Source organism: Rhizobium sp. BK312, from assembly GCF_014193605.1.
In the GTDB taxonomy this organism is placed as follows: Bacteria; Pseudomonadota; Alphaproteobacteria; order Rhizobiales; family Rhizobiaceae; genus Rhizobium.
Map to the genome: position 1 here is coordinate 303,254 of NZ_JACHZP010000005.1, position 23,749 is coordinate 327,002.

Genomic DNA, 23,749 nt, shown 5'->3' on the forward strand with positions numbered 1-23,749 from the left:
TCAGGCGGACGAGGTACGCCTATGCTGATGGCGTCGTGCGTGAGACCTCAGAAAATAGCCAGGCACGCAGCGTCGCTATCGCCGGCCTTTCCAGCGCACCGGGCTGATAGACAAGATGATAGGCAAGCGCGCTTGCAAATCCCGTCGGGAATGGCGCAACAAGCGTGCCGTCAGCCAGTTCCTGCTCCACGAAGGAGCGGCGCATCAAGGCGATGCCAAGGCCAGCCTTCATGGCGTGGTAGGCGCCCATGCCATCGGTAAAGACTGGCCCATGCATGGCATCCACCCGCGTTGCCCCGACGGCTTTGAGCCAGAGCTCCCAGTCACGCCGGTAGACATCATGGATCAACGTCAGGGTGGCGAGATCGTCAACCGCAGGGGAGGGGCCGAGTGCAGCCGCCGTTTCCGGCGTACAGACCGGAACATATTCGTCATCGAGAAATCGTTCGCTTGCCAATCCCTCATAGCCGCCGAGGCCGTGGCGAATGGCAAGATCGATCCCATCCCGCTGGAAATCCATCATGCGATAGGAGGCGCTGATGCGCAGGTCGATATCGGGATGGGCTTCCTCGAAGCGCCGCAGCCGCGGCACCAGCCAGTGCGTAGCGAAGCCGGCTGTGCAGGTAAGGGTCAGCACCGTATCCTTGGAGCGCATTGCGAGAGCCGCTGTCGCCTCGCGGATGAGGCGGAATGCCGTTCGCATCGTCGCAAAATATTCGGCACCTTCACTCGTCAGCGCCAGGCTCCGGGTTCGCCGCTCGAAAAGCCGCACGCCGAGGGTGCTTTCGAGGTCGCGGATCTGCAGGCTGATGGCGCCCGGCGTCACATGCAGCTCATTTGCCGCCAGTGTCATACTGAGATGCCGGGCGGAGGCTTCAAAGGCGCGCAGCGCCGAAAGGGATGGCAGTTGATCCATGATGATTGAGCTCAGCTAAATCATGATTTGAAAAAGACTCGCTTGTCAGAGCCCCTATATAGCGAGATTATTACAGCAATAGCGGTGGTTGGCAATGATGTCACGATTGGCTACTGATAAGCAAAACTCAATCAGCTGATGCTGGAGATAGTCTCATGCTACAGAAATCCATGGGCGCGGTCGAATGGAGCATGCTGGTGGGGCTATCCATCCTGTGGGGCGGCTCCTTCCTCTTCAACGGCATTCTGGTGCGCGAACTGCCGCCCTTCACCATCGTCACCGCACGCGTCGCGCTCGCCGCCATTGCCTTGCATGTCATCGTACGCGCCACCGGCCATGCCATGCCGAAAGACCGCCAGACCTGGCTCGCCTTCTTCGGCATGGGCTTCCTCAACAATGTCATTCCCTTCCTGCTGATCGTATGGGGGCAGACCCATATCGCCAGCGGCCTCGCATCCATCCTCAATGCCACCACGCCGCTCTTTGTCGTCGTCGTCGCCCATTTCCTGACCGAGGATGAGAAGATGACCGGCAATCGCCTGATCGGCGTCATCGTCGGCTTTGCCGGCGTCGCCCTGATGATCGGCCCTTCGGTGCTTGCAAGCCTCGGCTCTAACGTGCTGGCGCAGCTTGCCGTGCTGGGTGCCGCCTTCAGCTACTCGCTGGCCGGCATATTCGGCCGCCGTTTCCGCCGCATGGGGCTGGCGCCGATCATTCCCGCCGCCGGCCAGGTGACTGGATCGGCGATAATGCTTCTGCCAATCGCGCTCTTCGTCGATCGTCCATGGACGCTGGCAATACCGTCCACCGAGACCTGGCTGGCGCTCGCCGGCCTGGCAATCCTGTCGACCGCCATCGCCTATGTGCTGTTCTTCCGCATTCTGGCAACGGCCGGCGCCACCAACCTGATGCTGGTCACCTTCCTCATTCCCGTCAGCGCCATCCTGCTTGGCGCGCTCATTCTCGGCGAGAGCCTGCAGTCGAAGCATTTTATCGGCATGGCGCTGATCGCGGTGGGTCTGGCGGCAATCGATGGAAGGCTATTCACCCTCTCCTCGAGGGGGAGGGTCGGCACGTAAGCGCCGGGGGGCTCCTGTTTGGAACTGAAGACTCAATTGTGCCTTCAGCGATCACCCTCCGCCGCTTCGCGGCGACATCCCCCTCAAGGGGAGGTGTTAACAGGCGAGATCGGCGACGACCGAGTCGAGAACCAGCATCCCCGCCGGCGTGCAGCGCAGGCGGGAATTGCCGATCCGCTCTATGAAACCGTGTTCCAGTAAAAACGCCTCGCGCTGCGGATCGGGATCGCGCCCGGACAGCTGCTGCCAGCGAGCGAGATCGACGCCCTCCCGCAGCCGCAGGCCCATCAGCAGCAATTCGTCGGCCTGTTCGTCGAAACCCAGCATTTCCTGGTCAAACATGCCGTGGCCGTCGCGCTCGACCATCTCGAGCCAGCTCTCCGGCTTACGCTCGGTCGCCGTCGCCAGCTTCTGCGGGCCACGCGTCAGGCGGCCATGGGCGCCGGGGCCGATCCCCGCATAGTCGCCATAGCGCCAATAGGTGAGATTGTGCCGGCTTTCGGCGCCGGGACGCGCGTGATTGGAAACCTCATAGGCCGGCATGCCCTCGCGCTCGGTAATCTCCTGCGTCGCCTCATAGAGCAGCGCCGATTGATCGCCATCGGGCACGATCAGCTTGCCGACCTTGTGCAGGCCATAGAACGGCGTGCCTTCCTCGATCGTCAGCTGATAGAGCGAGAGATGATCGACCGCATAGGAGATCGCCTCTTGCAGCTCGCGTTCCCATTCCTCGACGGTCTGGTTCGGGCGAGCATAGATAAGGTCGAAGGACATGCGCGGAAAAATCTCGCGCGCCAGTCTGATTGCCTTCAGCGCATCCTCGACATTGTGCAGTCGGCCGAGGAATTTCAGGTCGCGGTCGTTGAGCGCCTGCACGCCCATCGATACGCGATTGACCCCGGCGGCGCGGTAGCCTCGAAAGCGCTCTGCCTCGACGCTCGACGGATTGGCCTCCATGGTGATCTCGATGCCGTCAGGCACATGCCAGGTCCCGGCAATGCCATCGAGGATCGCGCCCACCGTTTCCGGTTTCATCAGCGACGGTGTGCCGCCGCCGAGAAAGACGCTGGTCACGGTCTTCGGGCCGCTAATCGTCCGCATCGTCGCCATTTCCTTCAGAAAGGCGGCGGCGAAACGCTCCTGATCGACAGGCTGATGGCGGACATGGCTGTTGAAATCGCAATAGGGACATTTGGCTGCGCAGAAAGGCCAATGCACATAGACGCCGAAACCGGGTTCGCCGGTATCGGGCAGCAATTGCGCCCCGCGCATCAGATCCTCGGTATCAACGACTTCCACGGGGTTAGCTTACGCCTCCAGGCAGGTTTCGACAAAGATCTTGAAGGCGCGGGCGCGATGCGAGAGCGCCTGCTCGTCGCCGGGCTTCCAGCCATGCTTCTGTTCGGCGCTCATTTCGCCGAATGTGGTCTCGTAGCCCTTTGGCTGGAAGACCGGATCGTAGCCGAAGCCTTGGCTGCCGCGTGGTGGCCAGACGACCGTGCCTTCGACTTCGCCGCGGAAAAGCTCGGTATGCCCGTCCGGCCAGGCGAGGCAAAGCACGCTGACGAAGCGTGCCGTGCGGCTCTCCGGCGTGGTGGCGCCAGCCTTCTCCAGCGCGGTCTCGACCTTCCGCATGGCCATGGCGAAGTCGCGCGTGCCGTCAGCCGTCTCCGCCCAGTTGGCCGTATAGACGCCGGGATCTCCGCCGAGCGCATCGATGACCAGGCCGGAATCGTCCGAGAGTGCCGGCAAGCCGGAGGCGTTGGCGGAGGCGAGCGCCTTGATCGTCGCATTTTCCTCGAAAGTCGTGCCCGTCTCGTCCGGCTCGATGAAGTTGAGATCGGCGGCGGACTTGGCGGCAAAGCCGAGCGGCCCGATCAGATCGCGGATTTCCTGGATCTTGCCGGCATTGTGGCTGGCGACGACGATGGTCTTGGTGTCGAGCTTGCGCATGTGCTGTCCTGTCATAGGCCCCAGATGCGGGGTTCGGTGCATTCCAGGCTGTTGCCGGCCGGATCGCGGAAATAGATCGAACGGCCGCCATTCGGCCAGTGAAAATCGGCTTCGATATCGACACCGGCTGCCTTCAGCCTCTCGGCCATGGCGCCGATCTCGTTGCCATCGACGCGGAAGCAGACATGACCCTGCCCCTTCGTGCCGTGCGGCGGCACGGGCAGGGCACCCGGCTCATGCGGCTTGACCGTTTCCTCGCTGTTGAAGATCAGGAGCACGCCCGGCCCGCAGCGATAGAAGACATGACGGTTGCCGCCGCGCGAGATCTTCTGCAATCCGAGCACGCCACCATAAAAGGCCTCGGCTGCATCGAGATCCTCCGCATAAAGCGCGGTTTCAAGGACGCCTGCGAGGGCCGGGTCAGCCATTCAAAATATCCTCAGGCGATAGCCTGCTTCTGCAGCTCCACCAGTTCGGCAATGCCGTTCTTGGCCAGATGCATCAGCGTGGCGAATTCCTCTTCGCTGAAGGGGGCACCCTCAGCCGTTCCCTGGATCTCGACGATGCCGCCCTTGCCCGTCATGACGAAATTGGCGTCGGTCTCGGCCGAGGAATCCTCAAGATAGTCGAGATCGATGACAGGCTGATCGGCGAAGATGCCGCAGGAGATGGCGGCGATGTGATCCTTCAGCACGCGCTCGACCTTCACCATGTTGCGGCTTTCCATCCACTTCAGGCAGTCGTAAAGCGCGATCCAGCCACCGGTGATCGAGGCCGTGCGCGTGCCGCCATCGGCCTGGATGACGTCACAATCGACGGTGATCTGGCGCTCGCCGAGTTCCTTGAGATCGACGACGGCGCGCAGCGATCGGCCGATGAGGCGCTGGATTTCCTGCGTACGGCCACCCTGCTTGCCGGCGGCAGCTTCGCGCTTCATGCGCTCGCCGGTTGCGCGCGGCAGCATGCCGTATTCGGCCGTGACCCAGCCCTTGCCGCTGTTGCGCAGCCATGGCGGCGTCTTGTCCTCCAGGCTTGCCGTGCAGAGCACATGCGTATCGCCGAATTTCACCAGGCAGGAGCCTTCCGCATGCTTGGAAAAATTGCGCTCGAACGACACCTTGCGCATCTGGTCGGTTTTTCTGCCTGAAGGCCGCATTCCACTCTCCTGAAAGTTTGTTGACCGCTTCTACGACCCACAGGCGGCTTTTGCAAAGGAAAAGCAGGCTGCAAAGCCGCTCGGCAGCCATGGCGGCATTTTTACCTTTTGCCATTGCTAACTGAATGATTATATTTTGCCCAAGGCTCAACGGAATGGATCTGACAGCAAAATGGTATTCACGACATCGTCGGTCTCGGATGTCATTGCTGCACTGGACGAACGCTCCAAGGAAATCTTCCGTCGCATCGTCGAAGGCTATCTTGAGAACGGCGAGCCATTGGGCTCGCGCAATCTCTCGCGCCTCTTGCCCATGTCGCTGTCGCCGGCTTCCGTGCGCAATGTCATGAGCGATCTGGAAGAGCTGGGGCTCATCTATTCGCCGCATGTGAGCGCCGGGCGCTTGCCGACCCAGGTGGGCCTGCGCTTCTTCGTCGATGCTTTCATGCAGGTCGGCGATCTCTCGGCCGAGGACCGCGCCAATATCGACCGGCAGGTGCGCGGCAGCAATCGCGACCAGCCGGTGGAATCGATGATGTCGGAGGCAAGCCGGGTGCTGTCGGGCATCTCGCGCGGCGCCGGTCTCGTCATCACCTCCAAGAGCGATCCGGTTCTCAAACATGTGGAATTCATCCGGCTGGAGCCGACCAAGGCACTCGCCGTGCTCGTCGGCGAGCACGATCAGGTGGAAAACCGCATTATCGAGCTGCCGGCCGGCACCACATCGTCGCAGCTGACGGAAGCGGCCAACTTCCTCAACGCCCATATGACCGGCCAGACGATGCCGGAATTGCGGCGGCAGCTGCAAACTCTCAAGGAAAGCGTGCGCCAGGAGCTGGATAGCCTCTCCCATCAGCTGGTCGAGCGCGGCATCGCCGTCTGGTCCGGCGGCGATGACGACGGCAAGCCGACGCAGCTTATCGTTCGAGGTCATTCCAATCTACTCGCCGAAATCGGCGGCGCGGAGGATCTGGATCGTCTGCGCCTGCTTTTCGACGATCTGGAGAAGAAGGACAGCCTGATCGAGATCCTCAATCTCGCCGAAAGCGGACCGGGTGTACGCATCTTCATCGGCTCGGAAAACAAGCTCTTCTCGCTGTCGGGCTCTTCGCTGATCGTTGCGCCCTATCGCGATGATGATGACCGCATCGTCGGCGCCGTCGGTGTCATCGGCCCGACGCGGCTGAACTACGCCCGCATCGTGCCCATGGTCGATTATACCGCGCAGCTGATCTCGCGGCTTTCGCGACCTGGAATCTGAGGAGAGGATCTAGAGCAATTCCAGGAAAAGTGCGCAGCGGTTTTCCGTCCGGAATTGCGAGGCAACAAAGAGATAGAGCGGTTCAGGGATTCCGTGGAAAACTGAACCACTCTAGCGGCTAAGGTCAATCGGGAAGCAAGGTTCCCGATCCGCCCATTTCGGCTGGCAAGTCCTTCTGCTTCGGCAGCCCGTCTTTCAGATGCAGCACCGTCGTCTCGTAGTTGACATGCACGCCAGGCTGAAAATCGAGGTCGGGCAGGACGGCCGCGTAGACATCGGTCACGCCCCACGGCGGATGTTCCGTCAGAAGATGACCGCCGCAGACCGTGCACCACTTGCGCACGCTCTTCTCGGTCTTCTGGTAGCTGCCGATCTTGTCCGCGCCTTTGGTGACGTGCACGGCTTCCGGCGGCCAGAGCGAGAAGGCATTGATCGGCCCTGCCGACCATTCCCGACAGGAGTCGCAATGGCAGTAGCCCATCGCCATTGGCTCGCCATCAACTGCGATTTCCACCGCGCCACAGAAACACTTGCCTGAAAGGGATTTGCCATTAGACATTGATCTCACCTCGCTGTGCTGAGATGTATTTCAGAATACCACTGGTAGGGAGGGCTGAACAGCCGATGTCACAAGCGGCAGCAATGAGCAGGCAGAGGTATTGCCGTCATCGCAAAGCCGTGAATTGGCTGTTCTTCTCGACAAAGCCTTGATTTTTTCCGAGCAAACCTCGATATCGGGCACATCCAAAGACCAAGCAATTCGGAGACCGTCATGACCGACGAAACAACAAAAACCGGACCTGACGCCACGGCGGCCGACACGTCAGCGGATTTCGCGCAGGATGCAGCGGAAACCGTAGATGCGGCCGAGCCGTCCCAGCCAGATCCGGTTGAGCTGCTGAAGGCCGAAAACGGCGAACTGCGCGATCGGTATCTTCGCCTGGCTGCCGAGATGGACAACCTCCGTCGTCGCACCGAGCGCGATGTGAAGGATGCAAAGTCCTATTCCGTGGCAAGCTTTGCCCGCGACATGCTCTCGGTGGCAGACAATCTGCGCCGCACGCTGGATGCCATTCCGGCTGAAGCACGCGCCGGCGCTGAAGCCGGCCTTAAGACGCTGATCGAAGGCGTCGAGATGACTGAGCGTTCGATGTTGTCGGCTCTCGAGCGTCACGGCGTGCGCCAGCTCGAACCGATCGGACAGAAGTTCGATCCCAATTTCCATCAGGCCATGTTCGAAGTGCCCAATCCCGAGGTGCCGAACAACACGGTCGTTCAGGTGGTGCAGGCAGGTTTCGCCATTGGCGATCGCGTTCTGCGCCCGGCCATGGTCGGCGTTGCCAAGGGTGGCCCCAAGATTGTCGAAAATGCCGAGCAGGGCGCCAACAGCCCGCTGGATGAAAAAGACGCCTGATCCTCTTTCGGGCAACGCCAATAAAAGAAAGAGCCGGACGATCTCTGATCGTCCGGCTCTTATTTTTGCCTTGGTCCGATGCGATCCAAGCCGTCAGGCAGCGTTGGATGCCTGCTCCTCGTTGAGGAAAGCGTAGATAGCGGAGGCGGAATCGGTGGCGCGGAGTTTGGCGACGAGATCCTGGTCCCGCAGAACGCGGGCGATGCGCGAGAGCGCCTTCAGGTGGTCTGCGCCGGCCCCTTCGGGTGCGAGCAGCAGGAAGACGAGATCGACGGGCTGGTCGTCTAGCGCCTCGAAATCGACAGGCGCTTCAAGGCGCGCGAAAATGCCGGCGATGGACTTGATGCTGGCAAGCTTGCCATGAGGAATGGCGATACCGTTCCCGACACCGGTGGAGCCGAGGCGCTCGCGCTGCAGTACGACGTCGAAGATTTCGCGCTCGGGCAATCCGGTCAGCTTGGAAGCTTTGGCGGCCAACTCCTGAAGCAGTTGTTTTTTGGAATTTGCCTTCAAGGCGGGGATGATCGCATCTTGCTGTAGCAAATCTGCCAATGCCATTCTCTTTATCCTTCGTGTCGCCGAGAACCGATGACGGGCAAGCGGCGGCCAGCTGCGATGATGCGCGGCCGCCGCTTATCTTCTATTCTCAGCCTTTGATATTGGCTGCGTCGATCCAGCCAATGTTGCCGTCCTGACGGCGGTAGACGATGTTCAAGTGCTCGTTGCCGGGGCTGCGGAAGAGCAGCAGCGGTTCGTCGGTCATGTCGAGTGCCATCACGGCAGTCGCCACCGACATGGTCTTCAATTGCTTCGTACTTTCTGCGACGATCGCTGGCGCGAAATCGGCAGGAATTTCCTCATCGTCATCCGGAATGCCGTCCATGACCGTATAGGCGACTTCCGCCTGCCCGTTCACATGGTTGCCGGCCTGATGGTCCTTGAGTTTGCGCTTGTAACGGCGCAGGCGCTTTTCGATGCGCTCGGATGCTGCATCGAAAGCAAGCTGCGGGTCCATGGCTTCGCCTGCAGCATGCAATACCACGCCGCTATCGAGATGAAGCTTGCAATCGGCCGCGAAGCGCGAACTGGACTTGTGTACAGTTACCTGACCTGAATACCCCCCGTCGAAGTATTTGGTCACGGCCATACCGATCTGGTCTTCTATCCGCTGGCGGAAGGAGTCACCAATTTCCATATGTTTACCGGAGACACGCACACTCATGGAGTTTCCCTTCTTGTAGTGGTTATTGCGCGTATCAGTTTACGCCAAGCCTCAAGCTCATCCAAGCACTTCACGCAGTCAAAGGCAAATTGCGTATATCGACCGCCTTTTGGATGGTGGGGATAAGTTTCATGGTCGTGCTGTCCTGCAGCGATTGCGGCGGGCTTCTAGCCCTGCCGCATGGGAAAGTCAACTGCGTCTTAACGGACTGTTAGGAGTTCGGCAGCCTGTGGTTGAGAGTTGCTGCCCGTCAGAAACCGGAAACTTTGGCCAAAGCCCGCTTCTCCCGGCGCCGTTGCACCGAGGAGGGGATGTTCATGGCTTCCCGGTACTTTGCAACCGTGCGGCGAGCAAGCTCTATCCCGCCCTTCTTCAGCGTATCGACGATATCGTCGTCGGACATAACCGCATCCGGGCTCTCGTTCGTGATCAGCAGGCGGATCTTGTGACGTACGGCTTCGGCGGAATGGCTGTCGCCGCCCTCGACGGCGCCGATCGAAACCGTGAAGAAATATTTGAGCTCGAACAGACCCCGCGGCGTCAGCATGTATTTGTTCGAGGTCACGCGGCTGACCGTCGATTCATGCATCTTGATGGCGTCCGCCACGGTTTTCAGGTTGAGCGGCCGCAGATGGTCAACGCCATGCAGCAGGAACGCGTCCTGTTGCCGCACGATCTCGCTTGCCACCTTCATGATCGTCTTGGCGCGCTGGTCCAGGCTGCGGGTCAGCCAATTGGCGTTCTGCAGGCATTCCGATAGGAAGGCGTGATCCTGGCTGGTCTTGGTGACGGAGGCGAAATAGGACTGGCTCACCAAGACCCGCGGCAGCGCATCGGGATTGAGCTCCACCAGCCAGCTCCCGTCCGCAGAGGGACGCACGACGATATCGGGCATGATCGCCTCCGATATCTCGGTCTCGAAACCACTTCCGGGCTTGGGGTTGAGCTGACGGATTTCCGTCATCATGTCGAGCAGATCTTCCTCATCGACACCGCAGACCCGCTTCAACGTAGCAAAATCGCGGCGCGCGAGCAGTTCGAGGTTTTCGATCAGTCGCTCCATGGCGGGATCGAAGCGATCCTTCTGCCGAAGCTGGATCGCCAGGCATTCGCTGAGACAGCGGGCAAAGACACCGGGAGGATCGAGCTGCTGCAGGGTGTCCAGAACCCGTTCCACATCGGCAAGCGTGGTGCCGAGCCGTTCGGCCGTTTCGTTGAGCTCGGCGTGCAGATAGCCGGTGTCGTCGAGCTGGTCGACAAGATGCTGGGCAATCAGCCGATCGGCCATGGCGGGAAGCGAAAATGGGATCTGTTCGTTCAGATGATCGCGCAGCGACACCTGGCCGGCGACGAAGTCGTCCAGGTCATAGCTCTCACCGGCTTCACCCCCTGGCATGGACTTCCATTGGCTGAGCAGCTCCGGCGCATCGGCGCGCTGCGGGCTACCGTCGTCAGGAAAGATATCGCCGAAATTGGTGTCGAGCTCGTCGCTCAGCCGGTTAGCATTGCCGGTATTGTCACTCTCATACCAGTCGCTCGCAAGGTCGCCGGCATTGCGTTCGGAGCCATCCTCGCCATGGGTTTCCTCCATGGCCTCAAACCGTTCGTCCTTCGGCTCACGGTCGCTGGTACTGCCTAGATCCTCGTCATTTGACGCAAATTCCAGCAGCGGATTCTTCTCGACTTCCTGCGCGATGAATTGGGTGAGCTCGAAATGCGTCATCTGCAGCAACTGGATGGATTGCATCAGTTGCGGTGTCATCACCAGGCTCTGGCTTTGGCGCAGGAAAAGATTGGCCGATAGTGCCATGGCGGACGCGGGACTCCCCTTGAACTCCTCGGGAATCCGCGTCTTTTATCACTAAAATTCTCGCGAAATTCCAACTGGCCCAAAAATTGCTTTTTTATTGGATTTGGTCAAGCGGAACTGTGAAGCCGAAGTAAATTTCCGGCGCGCGGTAGCATCCGCTAATATTGGCGGATTGAAAGATGGCATTTCAGCCTATCAGAGGCTGAAATTGTCACCCAGATACAGCTTGCGTACTTCAGGGTTGCTGACGATATCGTTCGCCCTGCCATGGGTCAGCACCTCACCCGCGTGGATGATGTAGGCACGGTCGATCAGGCCGAGCGTTTCGCGAACATTGTGGTCCGTGATCAGCACGCCGATTCCGCGTGCGGTCAGATGATGCACAAGATTCTGGATATCCGCGACCGAAATCGGGTCGACGCCGGCGAAAGGCTCGTCGAGCAGCATGAAGGTCGGGTCGGTCGCCAGCGCACGGGCGATTTCGAGGCGGCGCCGTTCGCCGCCCGAAAGTGCGATCGCCGGCACCGTGCGCAGATTGCGAATGTGGAATTCCTCCAGCAATTCGTCGATCTTGCGCTCCCGCTTCGTCTTGTCCTTTTCATGGACCTCGAGCACGGCGCGGATGTTTTCTTCCACGGTCAGGCCGCGGAAGATCGAGGCTTCCTGCGGCAGATAGCCGACGCCGAGCCGCGCACGGCGGTACATCGGCATCGACGTGACGTTGTTGCCGTCAATTTCGATCGTGCCCTCATCGACCGGCACCAGCCCGGTGATCATGTAGAAGCAGGTCGTCTTGCCAGCGCCGTTCGGCCCCAGCAGGCCAACAGCCTCGCCACGCCGTACCACCAGCGAAACGCCATTCACGACGCGACGCCTGCCGTAGGTCTTGGTGAGGCCGCGGGCGATCAGCGTGCCTTTATAGCGTGCTTTGTCGGCGGCCGGTGCGCCGGATGCCGCAGAAGACGGCCCGGGCACGCCGGGCAAGGTGGAGGTTGTCGATGTCGTCACGAGGGGACCGGTATCAGTTTTTCTTTTGTTGTTGCTGCACTTGCTGCGACTTCGGGTCGAGCTGGATCTGGACGCGGCCGCCACAGGAATCCAACTGGGCTTCGCCTGTCGCCATGTGCACGGTAAGCTGGCAGCCGGTGAAAACGTTCGGCCCGTCAGTCAGAACCACTTTCTTGCCCTTGAGGATGGCAAGCTGGTTGGTCATGTCGAAGGAGCCGTCCTCCGCCGTTGCCGTCTGCGTTCCGGAAACGAGGTAGACCTTGTCGTTGACCAGAATGTGGTCGATGTTGGCATCGCCAGACACCAGCGACTGGTTCTGTTCCTTGGCGGCCTTCGCGACCGGATTGTCGGGCTGCTTGGCGTCACCCGCCTGCTTCTTCTTGTAGAAGACCGTCATCTTGCCGGCCTGCATGGTCGTCGTGCCCTGCACGACCTTGACGTTGCCGGTGAAGACGGCCTGGCTTTCCTGGTCGTGGATCTCAAGCTTGTCGCTTTCGATCTGGATCGGCTGATCCTTGGAAAGGGCAAGGCCCGGCATCGAGCTGGTCGTCGACTGTGCGCCGGCCTCGGCAGCGGCGAAGAATGCTGCGGCGCCAAAGGCACAGAGAAGGCCTGCCTTGCGCAAGCCGGAATTGAAAATTGAATTAGGCCAATACTTTGTCATGAACCGCCCGGCTTCTGTTGGCTATCTGAATTATGGGAAGTGGCGGGTTCGATGTTCATCCGAACCTGCCCGTCGAATTCGATTACGCTCCCCTTATCCGTCATCTTGAGCGAACGCGCAACAACCGACATACCGCCTCGGCTGATTGCGACCTGATCCTGGCTGGAAAGGTCTCCCTTCTTCACGTCCAGGAAGGCGGTCTTGAATTCTGCGTGCAGGCCGTTGTCCATAATGATGGTGAAGGGTTCGGTCAGCTTCAGCGTATCGGCCTGGCGATCGAAATCTGCGCTTTGGGCCGTGACGTGGGCGATCACATCCGTATTGACCGGCATGGATGCCTTGATGGTCTTGAGCGTGATCATATTCGGGTTCTTGATATCCTGCAGCGCTTTTTCGGCAAGCAGTGAATAGCTGATGCCATCCTTGTTGCGGCCGGATATGGCAGGGCGCTCCATGACCACCTTGCCATCCTCGATCTTGGCACCCTCGATCCGGATGTCGGCGGGCAGATAGGCGCGGATGACCGAGACGACGATAAACAGGAGCGAGACCACGACGGCGGCAAGCGGCAACAGCACTCTCAGCCGCTTCACGCGGTTAGAGTGGAAAATCGCGTCTTTATACGCGTTCCGTTCCGGCACCGAGCGCATTGCCTCGCCGGGGGGCTCGATCGTATTGAGCATGCAACTGGTCCGTCTTCTATGATCCGGAAAACCGCATTCACGCTATGCGAGGCTGTGCCAAAAAGCCTATCGGATCGTTTCGCATTATTGCACTGGCTTGCCAATATGGATTTTTTCCTGCCATGGGCGAATTTTAGCAGAAAAATATGCCATCGGCCGGTTTCATCAGGTCGGGCGATGTCCTATCTGATGAACGACAGAGCGACGTCCCGCCGACGACATCGAAAACGGGAAACGCTTTTCTCTGAGGATTGTGCCCGTTTCAAGGTGTCATACATCCGGTTTGTAGCGCTTTCAATTTGTTGCGGGGAGAAATAAGGCGTGATGGATAGTTCTGCAATCGCGGATCGGCGACAATTGCGCCGCAAGCTCGGTTTCTGGCGCATTGTTGCCGTTTTGCTCCTGGTGGCATTGGGCTTTGCGTTTTATCGCTTCGTCTCTGCCGATCTGCCCGATGTGCGCGGTCCGCAGATCGCCCGCGTCAAGATTTCCGGGCTCATCCAGGACGATCCGGAACTTCTGGAGCGGCTGAAGAAGATCCGCGACAATGACCAGGTCAAGGCGCTGATCGTGTCGATCTCCTCGACGGGCGGAACGACCTATGGTGGCGAGCGGATCTTCAAGGCGATCCGCGCGGTCGCCGCCAAGAAGCCGGTTGTGTCGGACATTCGCACCGTCGCTGCCTCGGCTGGCTACATGATCGCGACGGCCGGCGACGATATCGTTGCGGGCGATACCTCCATCACCGGGTCGATCGGCGTCATCTTCCAGTATCCGCAGGTCAAGGATCTCCTCGATAAGGTCGGCGTTTCGCTCGACGAGATCAAGTCGGCGCCGCTGAAGGCCGAGCCGTCGCCCTTCCATCCCGCCAGCGAAGACGCCAAGAACATGATCCGCAATATGGTCATGGACAGCTACGCCTGGTTCGTGGATCTGGTTGCCGAGCGCCGCAAACTGCCGCGCGACGAAGTGCTGAAGCTTGCAGACGGCAGCATCTTCACCGGTCGCCAGGCGCTGCAGAACAAGCTGATCGACACGCTCGGCGGCGAGGACGAAATCCTCGCCTATCTCGAAACGCGCAAGGTCAAGAAGGACCTGCCGATCGTCGATTGGAAGCCGGAAGACAAAACTTCGTCCTTCTTTTGGCCGGGTGCCGCTTCCTGGTTGCTAAATCGCCTCGGTTATGATGATTTTATCAAAGGAGAGAGCCTCCAGAAAATCATGACCGATAAGTTGTTTCTTGACGGCCTGCTTTCTGTTTGGCAGGGTGCAGCCAATTGATAAATCAATGATTTAAGGGGATAGCTGTGATTAAGTCGGAACTGGTGCAGATTGTTGCCGCCCGCAACCCGCATCTCTATCACCGCGACGTCGAAAATATCGTCAATGCTGTCTTGGATGAGATCACCGATGCGCTCGCAGCGGGAAACCGAGTTGAGCTTCGCGGCTTTGGTGCCTTTTCCGTCAAGAACCGGCCTTCACGCTCCGGTCGCAACCCACGCACCGGCGATACCGTCTTCGTCGAGGAAAAATGGGTTCCCTTCTTCAAGACGGGCAAGGAATTGCGCGAGCGCCTGAATCCGGGCGCCGGCGACGATGAGGAAGACGACAACTGATCGGGCCGTTCCGGCCGAGTTTTCCCAAATGCGCCGACGAAAATAGTTGTAGGACATGATTGTGCCGCGACGCGGTGGCACTTGAATCCAGCCGCCTCTTTTCTATTCTGCGGCTGAAGGTGGCTTGGGTGCGTGGCACTCATGGCCGCGGATAAAGGAGCTGCGCAATGGCCAAGAAGATCGTCAATCTGCTGATATTGCTGCCGCTCGGCATCATCCTCATCATATTCTGCGTTGCTAACAGGCAATCCGTCACTTTGGCGCTCAATCCCTTTCGGCCTGAGGATCAGGTGCTGTCGTTGAATGCGCCCCTGTTCGTGCTGTTGTTTGTGGCGCTGATCCTCGGCATGATCGTCGGTGCCGCAGTTACGTGGGTTAATCAGGGAAAACATCGCAAGCGCGCGCGTAACCAGTCGCGCGAGGCCGTACGCTGGCAGGCTGAAGCCGACAAGCATCGCACGCGCGCCGAAGAGATCGCCGGGCAGCTGCCGTCAAAGTGAAGCGGCATCGCCAAGCCGCATCTCTTTATAATCCCCTTCCGGCGACGCGCCGTCGCCGATGATCTCGAAGCCGAGCATCCTGTAGAACGCCATGGCGCGGATGTTTTTGACCAGGCATTTCAGCCGATAGCGGCGCGCTGGCCAATCCGGCAGTGCGGCCAGTAGTGCCTTGCCCGCGCCACGGCCCTGGAATGCCGGCAGGATATAGAGCATGTGGATGAAGTCGTCCGGCTCCCAAATCGCGGCGAAGCCGGCGACTGTGCCATGCTCATCTTCGCAGACGAACAGACGCTCGCCATTCGTGTGAGTGGCGAAGTCTTCCAGTGTAAAGCGATCGGGGTCGACCCAGCGGAATGTCTCGCGGCGGACCTGGAGATAAATCTCCGCGAGCGTCTGCATATCCTGTTCGCGTGCGGGCCGGATGGCCCATGTCTGAGATTTCGATGTCATGATCGACTATATGGGCGCCGAATATGCGCTCAGCAATCAGGCGCCGGATTGACCGTTGATCGCCGCGGTGAAATCGGAAAAAAACTGTTGCGCCAGCTTCTTGGCGCTCGAATCGACCAACCGCGAACCGAGCTGTGCGATCTTGCCACCGACTTGCGCCTTCGCCTCGTATTGCAGGATGGTCTCGTCGCCGTCTTCCTTGAGCACGACGTCTGCGCCGCCCTTGGCGAAACCGGCAATTCCGCCCTTTCCTTCGCCTGATATCGTGTAGCTTTCCGGTGCGTTGATGTTGGAAAGCTTGACCTCGCCATTGAAGGAGGCGGAAACCGGGCCGATTTTCAGCTTTACCGTCGCGGTCAGTTCCGTCGGCGAGATCTTTTCCAGGCTCTGGCATCCCGGGATACATTGCTTGAGGATCTCCGGATCGTTCAGTGCCGCCCATACGGCGTCCCTGGGTGCTGCGATCCGCTCCTCGCCGGTCATGTCCATGCGCAATCCTCCCAATGTGACATTTTGTGCATGGATCATCGCAGATCGGAAAGCGCTTTGCCAAGTGGCGGCCAGATGCTATTTGCACGCACATATCAATTTTGAGACAAGCATGGTGAAACATAGGGAAAGCCGGCCCGGCCAGAAAAGTGCGGGCGGTCTCGGGGCAAAACCCCGGCGTGATATGCCCGGCAAGCCGCCGGCAAAGCCCGCGCATGCTTCGAGGCCAGCCAAGCCTTCGCCCCGTCATGGCGAACGGGTAACCGAGCCGCGCGATGCGGCGACCGCTTCCGCAGCGCCGGAACGTCCGCTGATTGCGCGAACCGGCGAGAGGCCGACGGAGCGCGTGCCGGTGATCCTCGAGTCACTCGGTGCCGGCGATTTCCACCTGATCGACAGCGGTAATGCCCTCAAGCTGGAGCAGTATGGACCGTATCGCATCGTTCGGCCCGAAGCGCAGGCGTTGTGGCCGCCGTCGCTCGCCGCGCATGTCTGGGACAATGCCGATGCGATCTTCACCGGCGATACCGATGAGGACGGCATGGGCCGCTGGCGCTTTCCGCGCGAAGCGCTCGGCGAGACCTGGCCGCTGCAATTGCTCGGCGTCGATTTCCTCGGCCGCTTCACCGCCTTCCGACATGTCGGGGTCTTTCCGGAGCAGATCGTGCACTGGGCCTGGATGAAGGAGCAGGTCGAGGCGGCGAAAAGGCCGCTGAAGGTCCTGAACCTCTTCGGCTATACCGGCGTCGCCTCCCTGGTGGCAGCCGCTGCTGGCGCAGAAGTGACCCATGTCGACGCCTCCAAGAAGGCGATCGGCTGGGCGCGGGAAAACCAGGCCTTGGGCCGCATGGAAAAACTGCCGATCCGCTGGATCTGCGAGGATGCAATGAAGTTCATCCTGCGCGAGGAGCGGCGCGGCAATAAATACGACATCATCCTCACCGACCCGCCGAAATTTGGCCGGGGCCCGAACGGCGAGGTCTGGCATCTATTCGAACATCTGCCGCTGATGCTCGATATCTGCCGCGAAATCCTGTCGCCGAAGGCGCTCGGCCTCGTGCTGACGGCCTATTCCATCCGCGCCAGCTTCTACTCGATCCATGAGCTGATGCGCGAGACCATGCGCGGCGCCGGCGGCGTGGTCGAATCCGGCGAGCTGGTCATCCGCGAGGCCGGCCTTGACGGCCGCACGCCGGGCAGGGCGCTTTCCACCTCTCTCTTCAGCCGCTGGGTGCCGAAATGAACCAGGATTTCCGCAATGACGGTCCACGCAAGGTCGGACAGGTCAAGGAGGTCACCTCGCTTGCCAATCCGATCGTAAAGGACATCAAGGCGCTGACGGTCAAGAAGTCCCGCGAGGAAAGCGGCGCCTTCCTGGCCGAAGGGCTGAAGCTCGTCATCGACGCGCTCGAACTCGGCTGGACGATCCGCACGCTTGTTTATGCCAAGGCCGCCAAGGGCAAACCTCTCGTCGAACAGGTGGCCGCCAAGACGGTGGCGGCCGGCGGTCTTGTGCTGGAGGTCAGCGAAAAGGTCATCGGCTCGATCACCCGCCGCGACAATCCGCAGATGGTAGTCGGCGTCTTCGAGCAGCGCTGGCAACAGCTTCGGGACGTGAAGCCGAAGGCCGGCGAAACCTGGGTAGCGCTCGACCGCGTCCGCGATCCCGGCAATCTCGGCACGATTATCCGCACCGCCGATGCGGCCGGCGCTTCCGGCGTCATCCTCGTCGGTGAGACGACCGATCCCTTTTCGCTGGAAACCGTACGCGCCACCATGGGCTCGGTCTTTGCCGTTCCTGTCGTCAAGGCAACGCCGGAAGAGTTCTTGGCCTGGAAGAAGAAGGCTGAGGTTTCCGTGGTCGCCACCCATCTGGCTGGCGCGGTGGACTATCGCACCATCGATTACAAGAAGAAGCCCGTCGTCATCCTGATGGGCAACGAGCAGTCCGGCCTGCCGGATGCCCTGGCGAAAGAGGCCGATGCGCTCGCCCGCATCCCGCAGGCCGGCCGCGCCGACAGCCTCAATCTGGCGGTCGCGACAGCGGTCATGCTGTTCGAGGCCCGCCGCCATATCCTGACCTTGAGCGAGACCCGATGACCGATAGCGAGACCCACGAACAGCCGACTGCAAAGCCAGCCCTGTTTTCGCGGCCCCTGCCAATCCTGATTTTCATCGTGGTTGCCGTTGTTCTCGACCAGGCCATCAAGATCATGGTCGACAACTGGCTTCCCTTACAGGAAATGGTTCCGGTCATCCCGATGCTGGCCCTTTATCGCACCTATAATCTCGGCGTGGCCTTCTCGATGCTGTCGGGCATGGATGGCTGGTTCATCGTCGGGATGCGGCTCGTCATCGTCGCCTTCGTGCTGTGGCTCTGGCGACGCACGCCCGATCACCGCTGGCTGGCGCATACGGGCTTTGCCCTGATCATCGCCGGCGCTCTCGGCAATCTGCTCGACCGCTTTCTCTACGGTCACGTGATCGATTACATCCTCTTTCATACGCAGACGTGGTCTTTTGCCGTCTTCAATCTTGCCGACAGCTTCATCACCGTCGGTGCAGGCTGCGTCATTCTCGACGAACTTCTCATGCCGAAAAAGGCAAAAGCGTAAAATTCTATCGAATCCCTGAAGGCATCGGGAAGACTGCCCATGATAGCCAGACTGCATGAGCACTCTGGCAGATCTGCAGGAAAAGCTTGCCGCTGCGGCAGTTCACGACCAAACGGGACCGAGCGAAGGGCCGGCCGCCGACGAGTCGTCGCTTGTAAAATCGACAGTACCGCGTGAGGCGGGGCAGCAATCGCCATTGCCCGCGCAGGCCCGGTCGTTGCTGGGCCATTGGCTGAATGGCGGGGGTCTTGTCGCTGGGGCAGCCTTTCTGGTGATTGGCCTCACCGGAGGTCCGCTGCTGCTCGCGGGCCTGTTTGGCCTTGTGGCCCTTGCGCTTGCCGCTGTCGGCATCGTCAAAGCCCGAGGCGCTGCAGGCGAGCCTGAGATTGCCGCTGCCGATGCCAACGAGAGCGAGCATGATCGCTTGTGGGAGCACAGGGAAAGCGCCAATCTCCTTGCCACCGTCCATGATGCGCTCGGTGATATCACCGTCACACGCAGCATCGACCGGCGGATTATGCATGCCAATGCCACGTTCAGCCGATTGACCGGCAGGCCGCATCTGGAGGGCCTGACGCTGGAAGAGACCGGCCTCGTATTCCGTACCGTCACCGGCGCGAAGCATCAGGATGCGGAAATCGCAACGCCCGAGGGGCGGCGCATTTTTGCCTGGCACGATGTCATGTTCCGCGATGCGACGACTGGGCAATTATGCATACAGAGCATCGCGCGCGACGTGACGGAGGAGCGGCAGGTTGCGCGCCTGCGCGAAGACGCCCGATTGAAGGCCGAGTATAACAGCGCCGCCAAATCCCGCCTGCTCGCCACCGTCAGCCATGAGATCCGCACGCCGCTGTCTGGCATTCTCGGCATGAACCATCTGCTCGCCCAGACGCCATTGACCCTGGAGCAGGCAAATTACCTCACCGGCATTCGCCAATCGGGTCACGCGCTGGTGCAGCTGGTCGAAGATCTCCTGGATTTCTCCACGATCGAAGTCGGTCGCTTCCAGTTGCATCCACGGCAGGAGGCTTTGCGGCCGCTGCTGGAAGGCGTCATCGAGATGCTCGCCCATCGCGCCCATGAAAAGGGCATAGAAATCGCTGCAAGCGTTGCGGCCGATGTTCCGGAGAACTTGGAGTTCGATCCTGCTCGGTTGCGCCAGATCCTGTTCAATGTCATCGGCAACGCGGTGAAATTCACCCAGACCGGTGGCGTTCTTGTCAGCGTCGATCTCGATGGCCGGGATTTGACGATATCCGTGCGCGATAGCGGTCCCGGTATGACTGAGGAGGAGCAGGCCCGCGTCTTCGGCGAGTTCGAGCAAGCCGGAACCACGGTGGAAAGAAGCGCCGGCACCGGTCTCGGCCTTGCAATCTCAGCCCGCATCCTGCGCGAATTCGGCGGCGGGCTCAGCGTTGCCAGCGAGCGCGGCAAGGGCAGCGAGTTCGTCATCTCCTTCCCGGTCGGCTTGGTTGCCGGAGGGGACGGATACGACCGGCGCAATACCATGCTCAGGGGCTCTCGTATCCTCCTGCTTGCCCCCGAAGGGGCGGCAAGCACGGCCATCATGCGAACAATACAGACGCTCGGTGGCCGCTGCCGGCTGATCGGCCCGACCGATATGGATGATCTGTTGCCATCCTTCCCGATGGGTGAGGGCGGGGTGTGGACGGATCTCATCGTCGATCATCGCATGGCGCCCTGGTATTTCAGCGAGGGAAATGCGCTTGCGGTGCCCCGGCTGCGCAAGATCTTCCTGGTCAATCCCGAAGAGCGTAACACCCATCCGCTAGACCTTTTCGACGCCTGGCTCATCCGTCCGCTGCGCGAACAATCGCTGATAGACGTGCTGAGGGGCCGTATGCGCGGCATGGAAAGGCGTGAGGCACTGATCGAGGCGGTGTCCGAGATCGGCATAACGACGCCGGAGGCGGAGGACGATCGTGCGCTCGATATCTTGTTGGGCGAGGATGACCCGGTCAATGCGATGCTGGTCCGGGCCATGCTCTCAAAGGCTGGCCACAGGGTCCGCGTCGTCGAGGATTTCGATGGCCTTCGAGCCCGCATCGAAAAGCCCGAAACACGGCCGGAGGTGCTGGTGACGGATTTCAACATGCCGGGCGGCACGGGCGCGGCTGTACTTGCGCAGTTGCGGGCCTATGAACGCAGGCATGGCCTTCCTTCGCTGCCGATCGTCGTGCTGACCGCAGACACCCGCGATTCGATCCGCCGTCAGGCACTTCTGGCCGGAGCCGATGCCGTCATCGTCAAGCCGGTCGATCCAGAGAAGCTGAAGACAGTGCTGAAAGGCCTGTCCCGATCGGTTTTCGAACGCGCCTAAAATTATTTTCGATCTTCGAGCGAAGGACAAGAAAGCCGGCTCATCAATGTTCGATAGAGGGCGGCGAGAAGGTTCAACTTGTGGCATTTGCCGCTGCTAAGTTGGGGACGGCGCGCCTATTCGAAAAATTGCAATGGGCACGGTTCTTGCATTTAGCAAGGCTGCGTGTCACTTTCCTGTCGCACGAATTTGGTTTATGGCGCTATATCGGCCCGTAGGGGGAGAATCGCCATGTCCATCGAAATCTTGAATCGCGAAGCTCAGGGCGAAATGGTTCAGTCTTCAAAGGCAACGGTTGAGCCGGTTGCCAGCGATGTGCTCGGACGCATCGGAAATCTCGAAACGCGCCTTGCCCGCACGGCGCGCGAAATCGATGCCGCTCAGGCCGTACGCTACCGCGTTTTCGTCGAGGAGATGAACGCGCAACTTCCGGCTGACGCCATGCGTCGTCAACGCGACGTCGACAGCTGGGACGCCATTTGCGACCATCTTCTGGTGCTGGATCGCTCGATCGAAGGCGATCCGGAGGACCAGATCGTCGGCACCTACCGCCTGCTGCGCCAGGAAGTGGCCATGGCAAATGGTGGCTTCTATTCGTCATCGGAATTCGACATCGACGCGCTGCTTGCCCGTCATCCCGATAAGCGTTTCATGGAACTCGGCCGTTCCTGCGTGTTGCCGGCATACCGGAACAAGCGCACGGTGGAATTGCTGTGGCAAGGCAATTGGGCCTATGCGCTGAAGCACGGCATGGGCGCGATGATCGGTTGCGCCTCCTTCCCCGGTGTCCTGCCGGAACAGCACGCGCTCGCCTTGTCCTTTCTCTATCACAATGTTGTCGCCAAGGATGACTGGGCCGTCGGTGCTCTGCCGTCGCTCGCCCGGACCATGGACCTGATGCCGGTCGAAGCCGTCAATCCGAAGAAAGCGCTGATGGCGATGCCGCCGCTGATCAAGGGATATCTGCGCCTCGGTGCCATGGTCGGTTCCAACGCCGTTGTCGACCACGCCTTCAACACGACCGATGTGCTGATCGTACTGCCGATCGCCAGCATCTCGGACCGCTACGTCAATTATTACGGCGCGGATGCGGGTCGCTTCGCAAGCTGAAAAATCTCAAGATAGGTCTCAGGGGATCGCAAAAATATCGATCGCATCGGTGATGCCGCGCAGCGCGACATGATGCGATTGCGGCGTGAGACCGCGTCTTGTCATCAGTTCGGCAGCGCGAGGATGATCGAGCACCGAACTGGTGGCGAAGATTTCGCGTGATGTGGCGAGATGCTGGACGCGGGATGCGATATTGACCGTCTGCCCGAAATAATCCTGCCGTTCATTCAGGCTCACGGCGATGCACGGCCCCTCGTGGATGCCGATTTTCAGGAGAAGGTCATCGTTACCGCGCTCATTGTTGAGGCTGAGCATAGCCTCGCGCATCCGCATCGCCGCAGTGAGCGCCCGATCCGGCGTCGGGAACGTCGCCATGACCGCATCGCCGATCGTCTTGACGACGGCACCCGCCTCCGCCGCCACGATCTCATGCAGGATGCCGAAATGGGTTTTGACCAGATCGAAGGCAGCGAGATCGCCTACCCTTTCGTATAATTCCGTGGAACCGCGCAGGTCGGTGAACAGAAAGGTGAGGCTGGTGATCTTCAGTCGCTGATCGATGTCGATCGTATCCGTACGGTAGATGTCACGGAAGGTCTGGTTGGAAAGCAGGTGCTTGGCGGTCAGAAATGGCCGGCGCTGTCCAAGCAGCGTGTGCAGAGCCTCGTTTGCCACGCAGATCGACGGCAGCACGCGAAGGTCCGTGTGGTTCTCCATCTGGATGCGCAAGGGACCGGGCCGCAATTCGATTGCTTCGCTGTGCCGGTGCATGCGATCGAAAACGATTGAGAGGGTCTGCCGTTCCTTCGTCGGCTCTCCCTTCACATCGAGGAATTGCGCTGCATGCGTGACAGGCTCGAAGATGATGGTGAATTCCGCCGGCAATTGAAGCGATATCACCGCTTTCTCGCCGGGCGGCAGCTCGAGCGATTCCAGAACGAATTGATCGACTTTTTCTTCATATCCCTCGTCGGGAAGGTCGATACCCGAGCCCCAATAGATCTGACGGAAATATTCAAGGGGCGGCAGGTCGTGCGGATTGTGCGCTTCTATGTGGCGCACGCGCGGACTGACGGTGAAGGTGACTTCCACCATCTCATCAAGCGTCGGCTCGTAGCCGGCTGCGCAAAGCGTACAGTTGTAGGTGTCGCTTTGCACGGTTTTCAGCGAAGTATTGGCATCCAATACCCCGCCGCAGCCGGGGCAAAGAACATTCCACGACATCTCGAACAGGCCAAGGCGCGACGCGTGCAGGAAGGCATTGATAGTCTGCTCTTCATCGAAGCTATGGTCGGCGGCGAAGGCGAGCGCATTCACACGGTTAAGCTTGCGGTCGGGTGCCTCAAGGACGAGCCGCTCGATAGCATCGACAATCTCAGGCTGCGCAGAATGGCGCAGCACTCCGAATAGGACCTGGGCCTCACTCATCTCGCTATTTTACACCGAATTGACGCCGGAG

General features: G+C 60.2%; 26 protein-coding genes. 11 read left to right on the forward strand and 15 right to left on the reverse strand.

The features are described 5' to 3' along the window. Positions 1–19 precede the first annotated feature (19 nt). Complete coding sequence (gene gcvA / locus FHT85_RS16350; RefSeq protein WP_112336701.1) at positions 20–916, reverse strand: transcriptional regulator GcvA; 897 nt, start codon at positions 914–916, stop codon at positions 20–22. 155 nt (positions 917–1,071) lie between these two features. Between gcvA and FHT85_RS16355 the strand changes: the two genes are divergently transcribed. Continuing rightward, positions 1,072–1,995: a DMT family transporter gene (locus FHT85_RS16355; RefSeq protein ID WP_112336700.1), complete on the forward strand. Its 924-nt coding sequence runs from the start codon at positions 1,072–1,074 to the stop codon at positions 1,993–1,995. A gap of 96 nt (positions 1,996–2,091) precedes the next feature. On the opposite strand, the gene hemW is transcribed toward FHT85_RS16355, so the two are convergent. Genes hemW through rph form a run of 4 tightly spaced genes read right to left on the reverse strand, consistent with a single transcriptional unit; the run spans position 2,092 to position 5,104 of the window. Further along, a complete protein-coding gene (gene hemW, locus FHT85_RS16360; RefSeq protein ID WP_112336845.1) occupies positions 2,092–3,267 on the reverse strand; it encodes a radical SAM family heme chaperone HemW in 1,176 nt (391 codons plus the stop codon). A 36-nt stretch (positions 3,268–3,303) separates the two neighbouring features. After that, entirely contained in the window at positions 3,304–3,948 is a 645-nt protein-coding gene (gene rdgB, locus FHT85_RS16365) for an RdgB/HAM1 family non-canonical purine NTP pyrophosphatase (protein WP_112409901.1), read from the reverse strand. A gap of 11 nt (positions 3,949–3,959) precedes the next feature. Continuing rightward, complete coding sequence (locus FHT85_RS16370; protein ID WP_112409794.1) at positions 3,960–4,376, reverse strand: VOC family protein; 417 nt, start codon at positions 4,374–4,376, stop codon at positions 3,960–3,962. Between the two features lie 11 nt (positions 4,377–4,387). Continuing rightward, positions 4,388–5,104, reverse strand: a complete 717-nt coding sequence (gene rph / locus FHT85_RS16375; RefSeq protein ID WP_015338597.1) for a ribonuclease PH — start codon at positions 5,102–5,104, stop codon at positions 4,388–4,390. 172 nt (positions 5,105–5,276) lie between these two features. Between rph and hrcA the strand changes: the two genes are divergently transcribed. Then, the gene (gene hrcA / locus FHT85_RS16380) at positions 5,277–6,365 is read left to right on the forward strand and encodes a heat-inducible transcriptional repressor HrcA (RefSeq protein ID WP_015338598.1); all 1,089 of its coding nucleotides are present in this window, start codon (positions 5,277–5,279) and stop codon (positions 6,363–6,365) included. 124 nt (positions 6,366–6,489) lie between these two features. Here the strand turns inward: hrcA and FHT85_RS16385 are convergent, their stop codons facing one another. Then, positions 6,490–6,924: a GFA family protein gene (locus FHT85_RS16385; RefSeq protein ID WP_112336697.1), complete on the reverse strand. Its 435-nt coding sequence runs from the start codon at positions 6,922–6,924 to the stop codon at positions 6,490–6,492. Between the two features lie 213 nt (positions 6,925–7,137). Here FHT85_RS16385 and grpE point away from each other — a divergent pair, with 213 nt between their 5' ends. Continuing rightward, positions 7,138–7,779, forward strand: coding sequence for a nucleotide exchange factor GrpE (gene grpE, locus FHT85_RS16390; RefSeq protein ID WP_112336696.1), 642 nt, complete (start codon positions 7,138–7,140; stop codon positions 7,777–7,779). A gap of 93 nt (positions 7,780–7,872) precedes the next feature. Here grpE and ptsN read toward each other — a convergent pair whose 3' ends face one another. The 6 genes from ptsN to lptC all read right to left on the reverse strand — a co-directional run bounded on the left by ptsN (position 7,873) and on the right by lptC (position 13,166). Next, positions 7,873–8,337: a PTS IIA-like nitrogen regulatory protein PtsN gene (gene ptsN / locus FHT85_RS16395; protein ID WP_015338601.1), complete on the reverse strand. Its 465-nt coding sequence runs from the start codon at positions 8,335–8,337 to the stop codon at positions 7,873–7,875. Positions 8,338–8,425: 88 nt separating this feature from the next. Further along, on the reverse strand, positions 8,426–9,001 hold the full coding sequence (gene hpf, locus FHT85_RS16400) for a ribosome hibernation-promoting factor, HPF/YfiA family (RefSeq protein ID WP_015338602.1): 576 nt from the start codon (positions 8,999–9,001) through the stop codon (positions 8,426–8,428). 250 nt (positions 9,002–9,251) lie between these two features. Further along, on the reverse strand, positions 9,252–10,811 hold the full coding sequence (rpoN, locus tag FHT85_RS16405; protein ID WP_112409795.1) for an RNA polymerase factor sigma-54: 1,560 nt from the start codon (positions 10,809–10,811) through the stop codon (positions 9,252–9,254). A gap of 195 nt (positions 10,812–11,006) precedes the next feature. Continuing rightward, entirely contained in the window at positions 11,007–11,795 is a 789-nt protein-coding gene (gene lptB, locus FHT85_RS16410; RefSeq protein ID WP_041677789.1) for an LPS export ABC transporter ATP-binding protein, read from the reverse strand. Between the two features lie 37 nt (positions 11,796–11,832). Beyond that, positions 11,833–12,483: an LptA/OstA family protein gene (locus tag FHT85_RS16415; protein WP_112336694.1), complete on the reverse strand. Its 651-nt coding sequence runs from the start codon at positions 12,481–12,483 to the stop codon at positions 11,833–11,835. Then, on the reverse strand, positions 12,480–13,166 hold the full coding sequence (lptC, locus tag FHT85_RS16420) for an LPS export ABC transporter periplasmic protein LptC (protein ID WP_112336693.1): 687 nt from the start codon (positions 13,164–13,166) through the stop codon (positions 12,480–12,482). The genes FHT85_RS16415 and lptC overlap by 4 nt, the downstream gene beginning before the upstream one ends. A gap of 324 nt (positions 13,167–13,490) precedes the next feature. Between lptC and sppA the strand changes: the two genes are divergently transcribed. The 3 genes from sppA (at position 13,491) to FHT85_RS16435 (ending at position 15,282) form a co-directional block, all read left to right on the forward strand. Further along, the gene (sppA, locus tag FHT85_RS16425; RefSeq protein ID WP_112399618.1) at positions 13,491–14,447 is read left to right on the forward strand and encodes a signal peptide peptidase SppA; all 957 of its coding nucleotides are present in this window, start codon (positions 13,491–13,493) and stop codon (positions 14,445–14,447) included. Between the two features lie 26 nt (positions 14,448–14,473). After that, positions 14,474–14,782 (forward strand): integration host factor subunit beta, encoded by a 309-nt coding sequence (locus FHT85_RS16430; RefSeq protein WP_015338608.1) that lies wholly within the window; start codon positions 14,474–14,476, stop codon positions 14,780–14,782. A 167-nt stretch (positions 14,783–14,949) separates the two neighbouring features. Beyond that, complete coding sequence (locus tag FHT85_RS16435; protein ID WP_112336691.1) at positions 14,950–15,282, forward strand: LapA family protein; 333 nt, start codon at positions 14,950–14,952, stop codon at positions 15,280–15,282. Here FHT85_RS16435 and FHT85_RS16440 read toward each other — a convergent pair. Then, positions 15,274–15,732 carry a GNAT family N-acetyltransferase gene (locus FHT85_RS16440; protein WP_112409796.1) on the reverse strand — a complete coding sequence of 153 codons (459 nt, stop codon included), beginning with the start codon at positions 15,730–15,732 and terminating at the stop codon, positions 15,274–15,276. The genes FHT85_RS16435 and FHT85_RS16440 overlap by 9 nt on opposite strands. 36 nt (positions 15,733–15,768) lie before the next feature. Then, a complete protein-coding gene (locus tag FHT85_RS16445) occupies positions 15,769–16,221 on the reverse strand; it encodes an SRPBCC family protein (protein WP_015338611.1) in 453 nt (150 codons plus the stop codon). Between the two features lie 115 nt (positions 16,222–16,336). On the opposite strand from FHT85_RS16445, the gene FHT85_RS16450 reads away from it, so the two are divergent. The 5 genes from FHT85_RS16450 (at position 16,337) to FHT85_RS16470 (ending at position 22,290) form a co-directional block, all read left to right on the forward strand. Then, positions 16,337–17,464 carry a class I SAM-dependent methyltransferase gene (locus FHT85_RS16450; protein ID WP_409527335.1) on the forward strand — a complete coding sequence of 376 codons (1,128 nt, stop codon included), beginning with the start codon at positions 16,337–16,339 and terminating at the stop codon, positions 17,462–17,464. Then, positions 17,461–18,321 carry a TrmH family RNA methyltransferase gene (locus FHT85_RS16455; RefSeq protein WP_112399616.1) on the forward strand — a complete coding sequence of 287 codons (861 nt, stop codon included), beginning with the start codon at positions 17,461–17,463 and terminating at the stop codon, positions 18,319–18,321. Before FHT85_RS16450 ends, FHT85_RS16455 begins: the two co-directional genes overlap by 4 nt. Continuing rightward, entirely contained in the window at positions 18,318–18,836 is a 519-nt protein-coding gene (gene lspA, locus FHT85_RS16460; RefSeq protein ID WP_112336687.1) for a signal peptidase II, read from the forward strand. Before FHT85_RS16455 ends, lspA begins: the two co-directional genes overlap by 4 nt. A 55-nt stretch (positions 18,837–18,891) precedes the next feature. After that, positions 18,892–21,180 (forward strand): PAS domain-containing hybrid sensor histidine kinase/response regulator, encoded by a 2,289-nt coding sequence (locus tag FHT85_RS16465; protein ID WP_112409798.1) that lies wholly within the window; start codon positions 18,892–18,894, stop codon positions 21,178–21,180. Positions 21,181–21,411: 231 nt separating this feature from the next. Continuing rightward, on the forward strand, positions 21,412–22,290 hold the full coding sequence (locus tag FHT85_RS16470) for a GNAT family N-acetyltransferase (protein ID WP_112336685.1): 879 nt from the start codon (positions 21,412–21,414) through the stop codon (positions 22,288–22,290). Between the two features lie 18 nt (positions 22,291–22,308). On the opposite strand, the gene FHT85_RS16475 is transcribed toward FHT85_RS16470, so the two are convergent. Beyond that, positions 22,309–23,718 (reverse strand): adenylate/guanylate cyclase domain-containing protein, encoded by a 1,410-nt coding sequence (locus FHT85_RS16475; protein ID WP_112336684.1) that lies wholly within the window; start codon positions 23,716–23,718, stop codon positions 22,309–22,311. Positions 23,719–23,749: the final 31 nt, after the last annotated feature.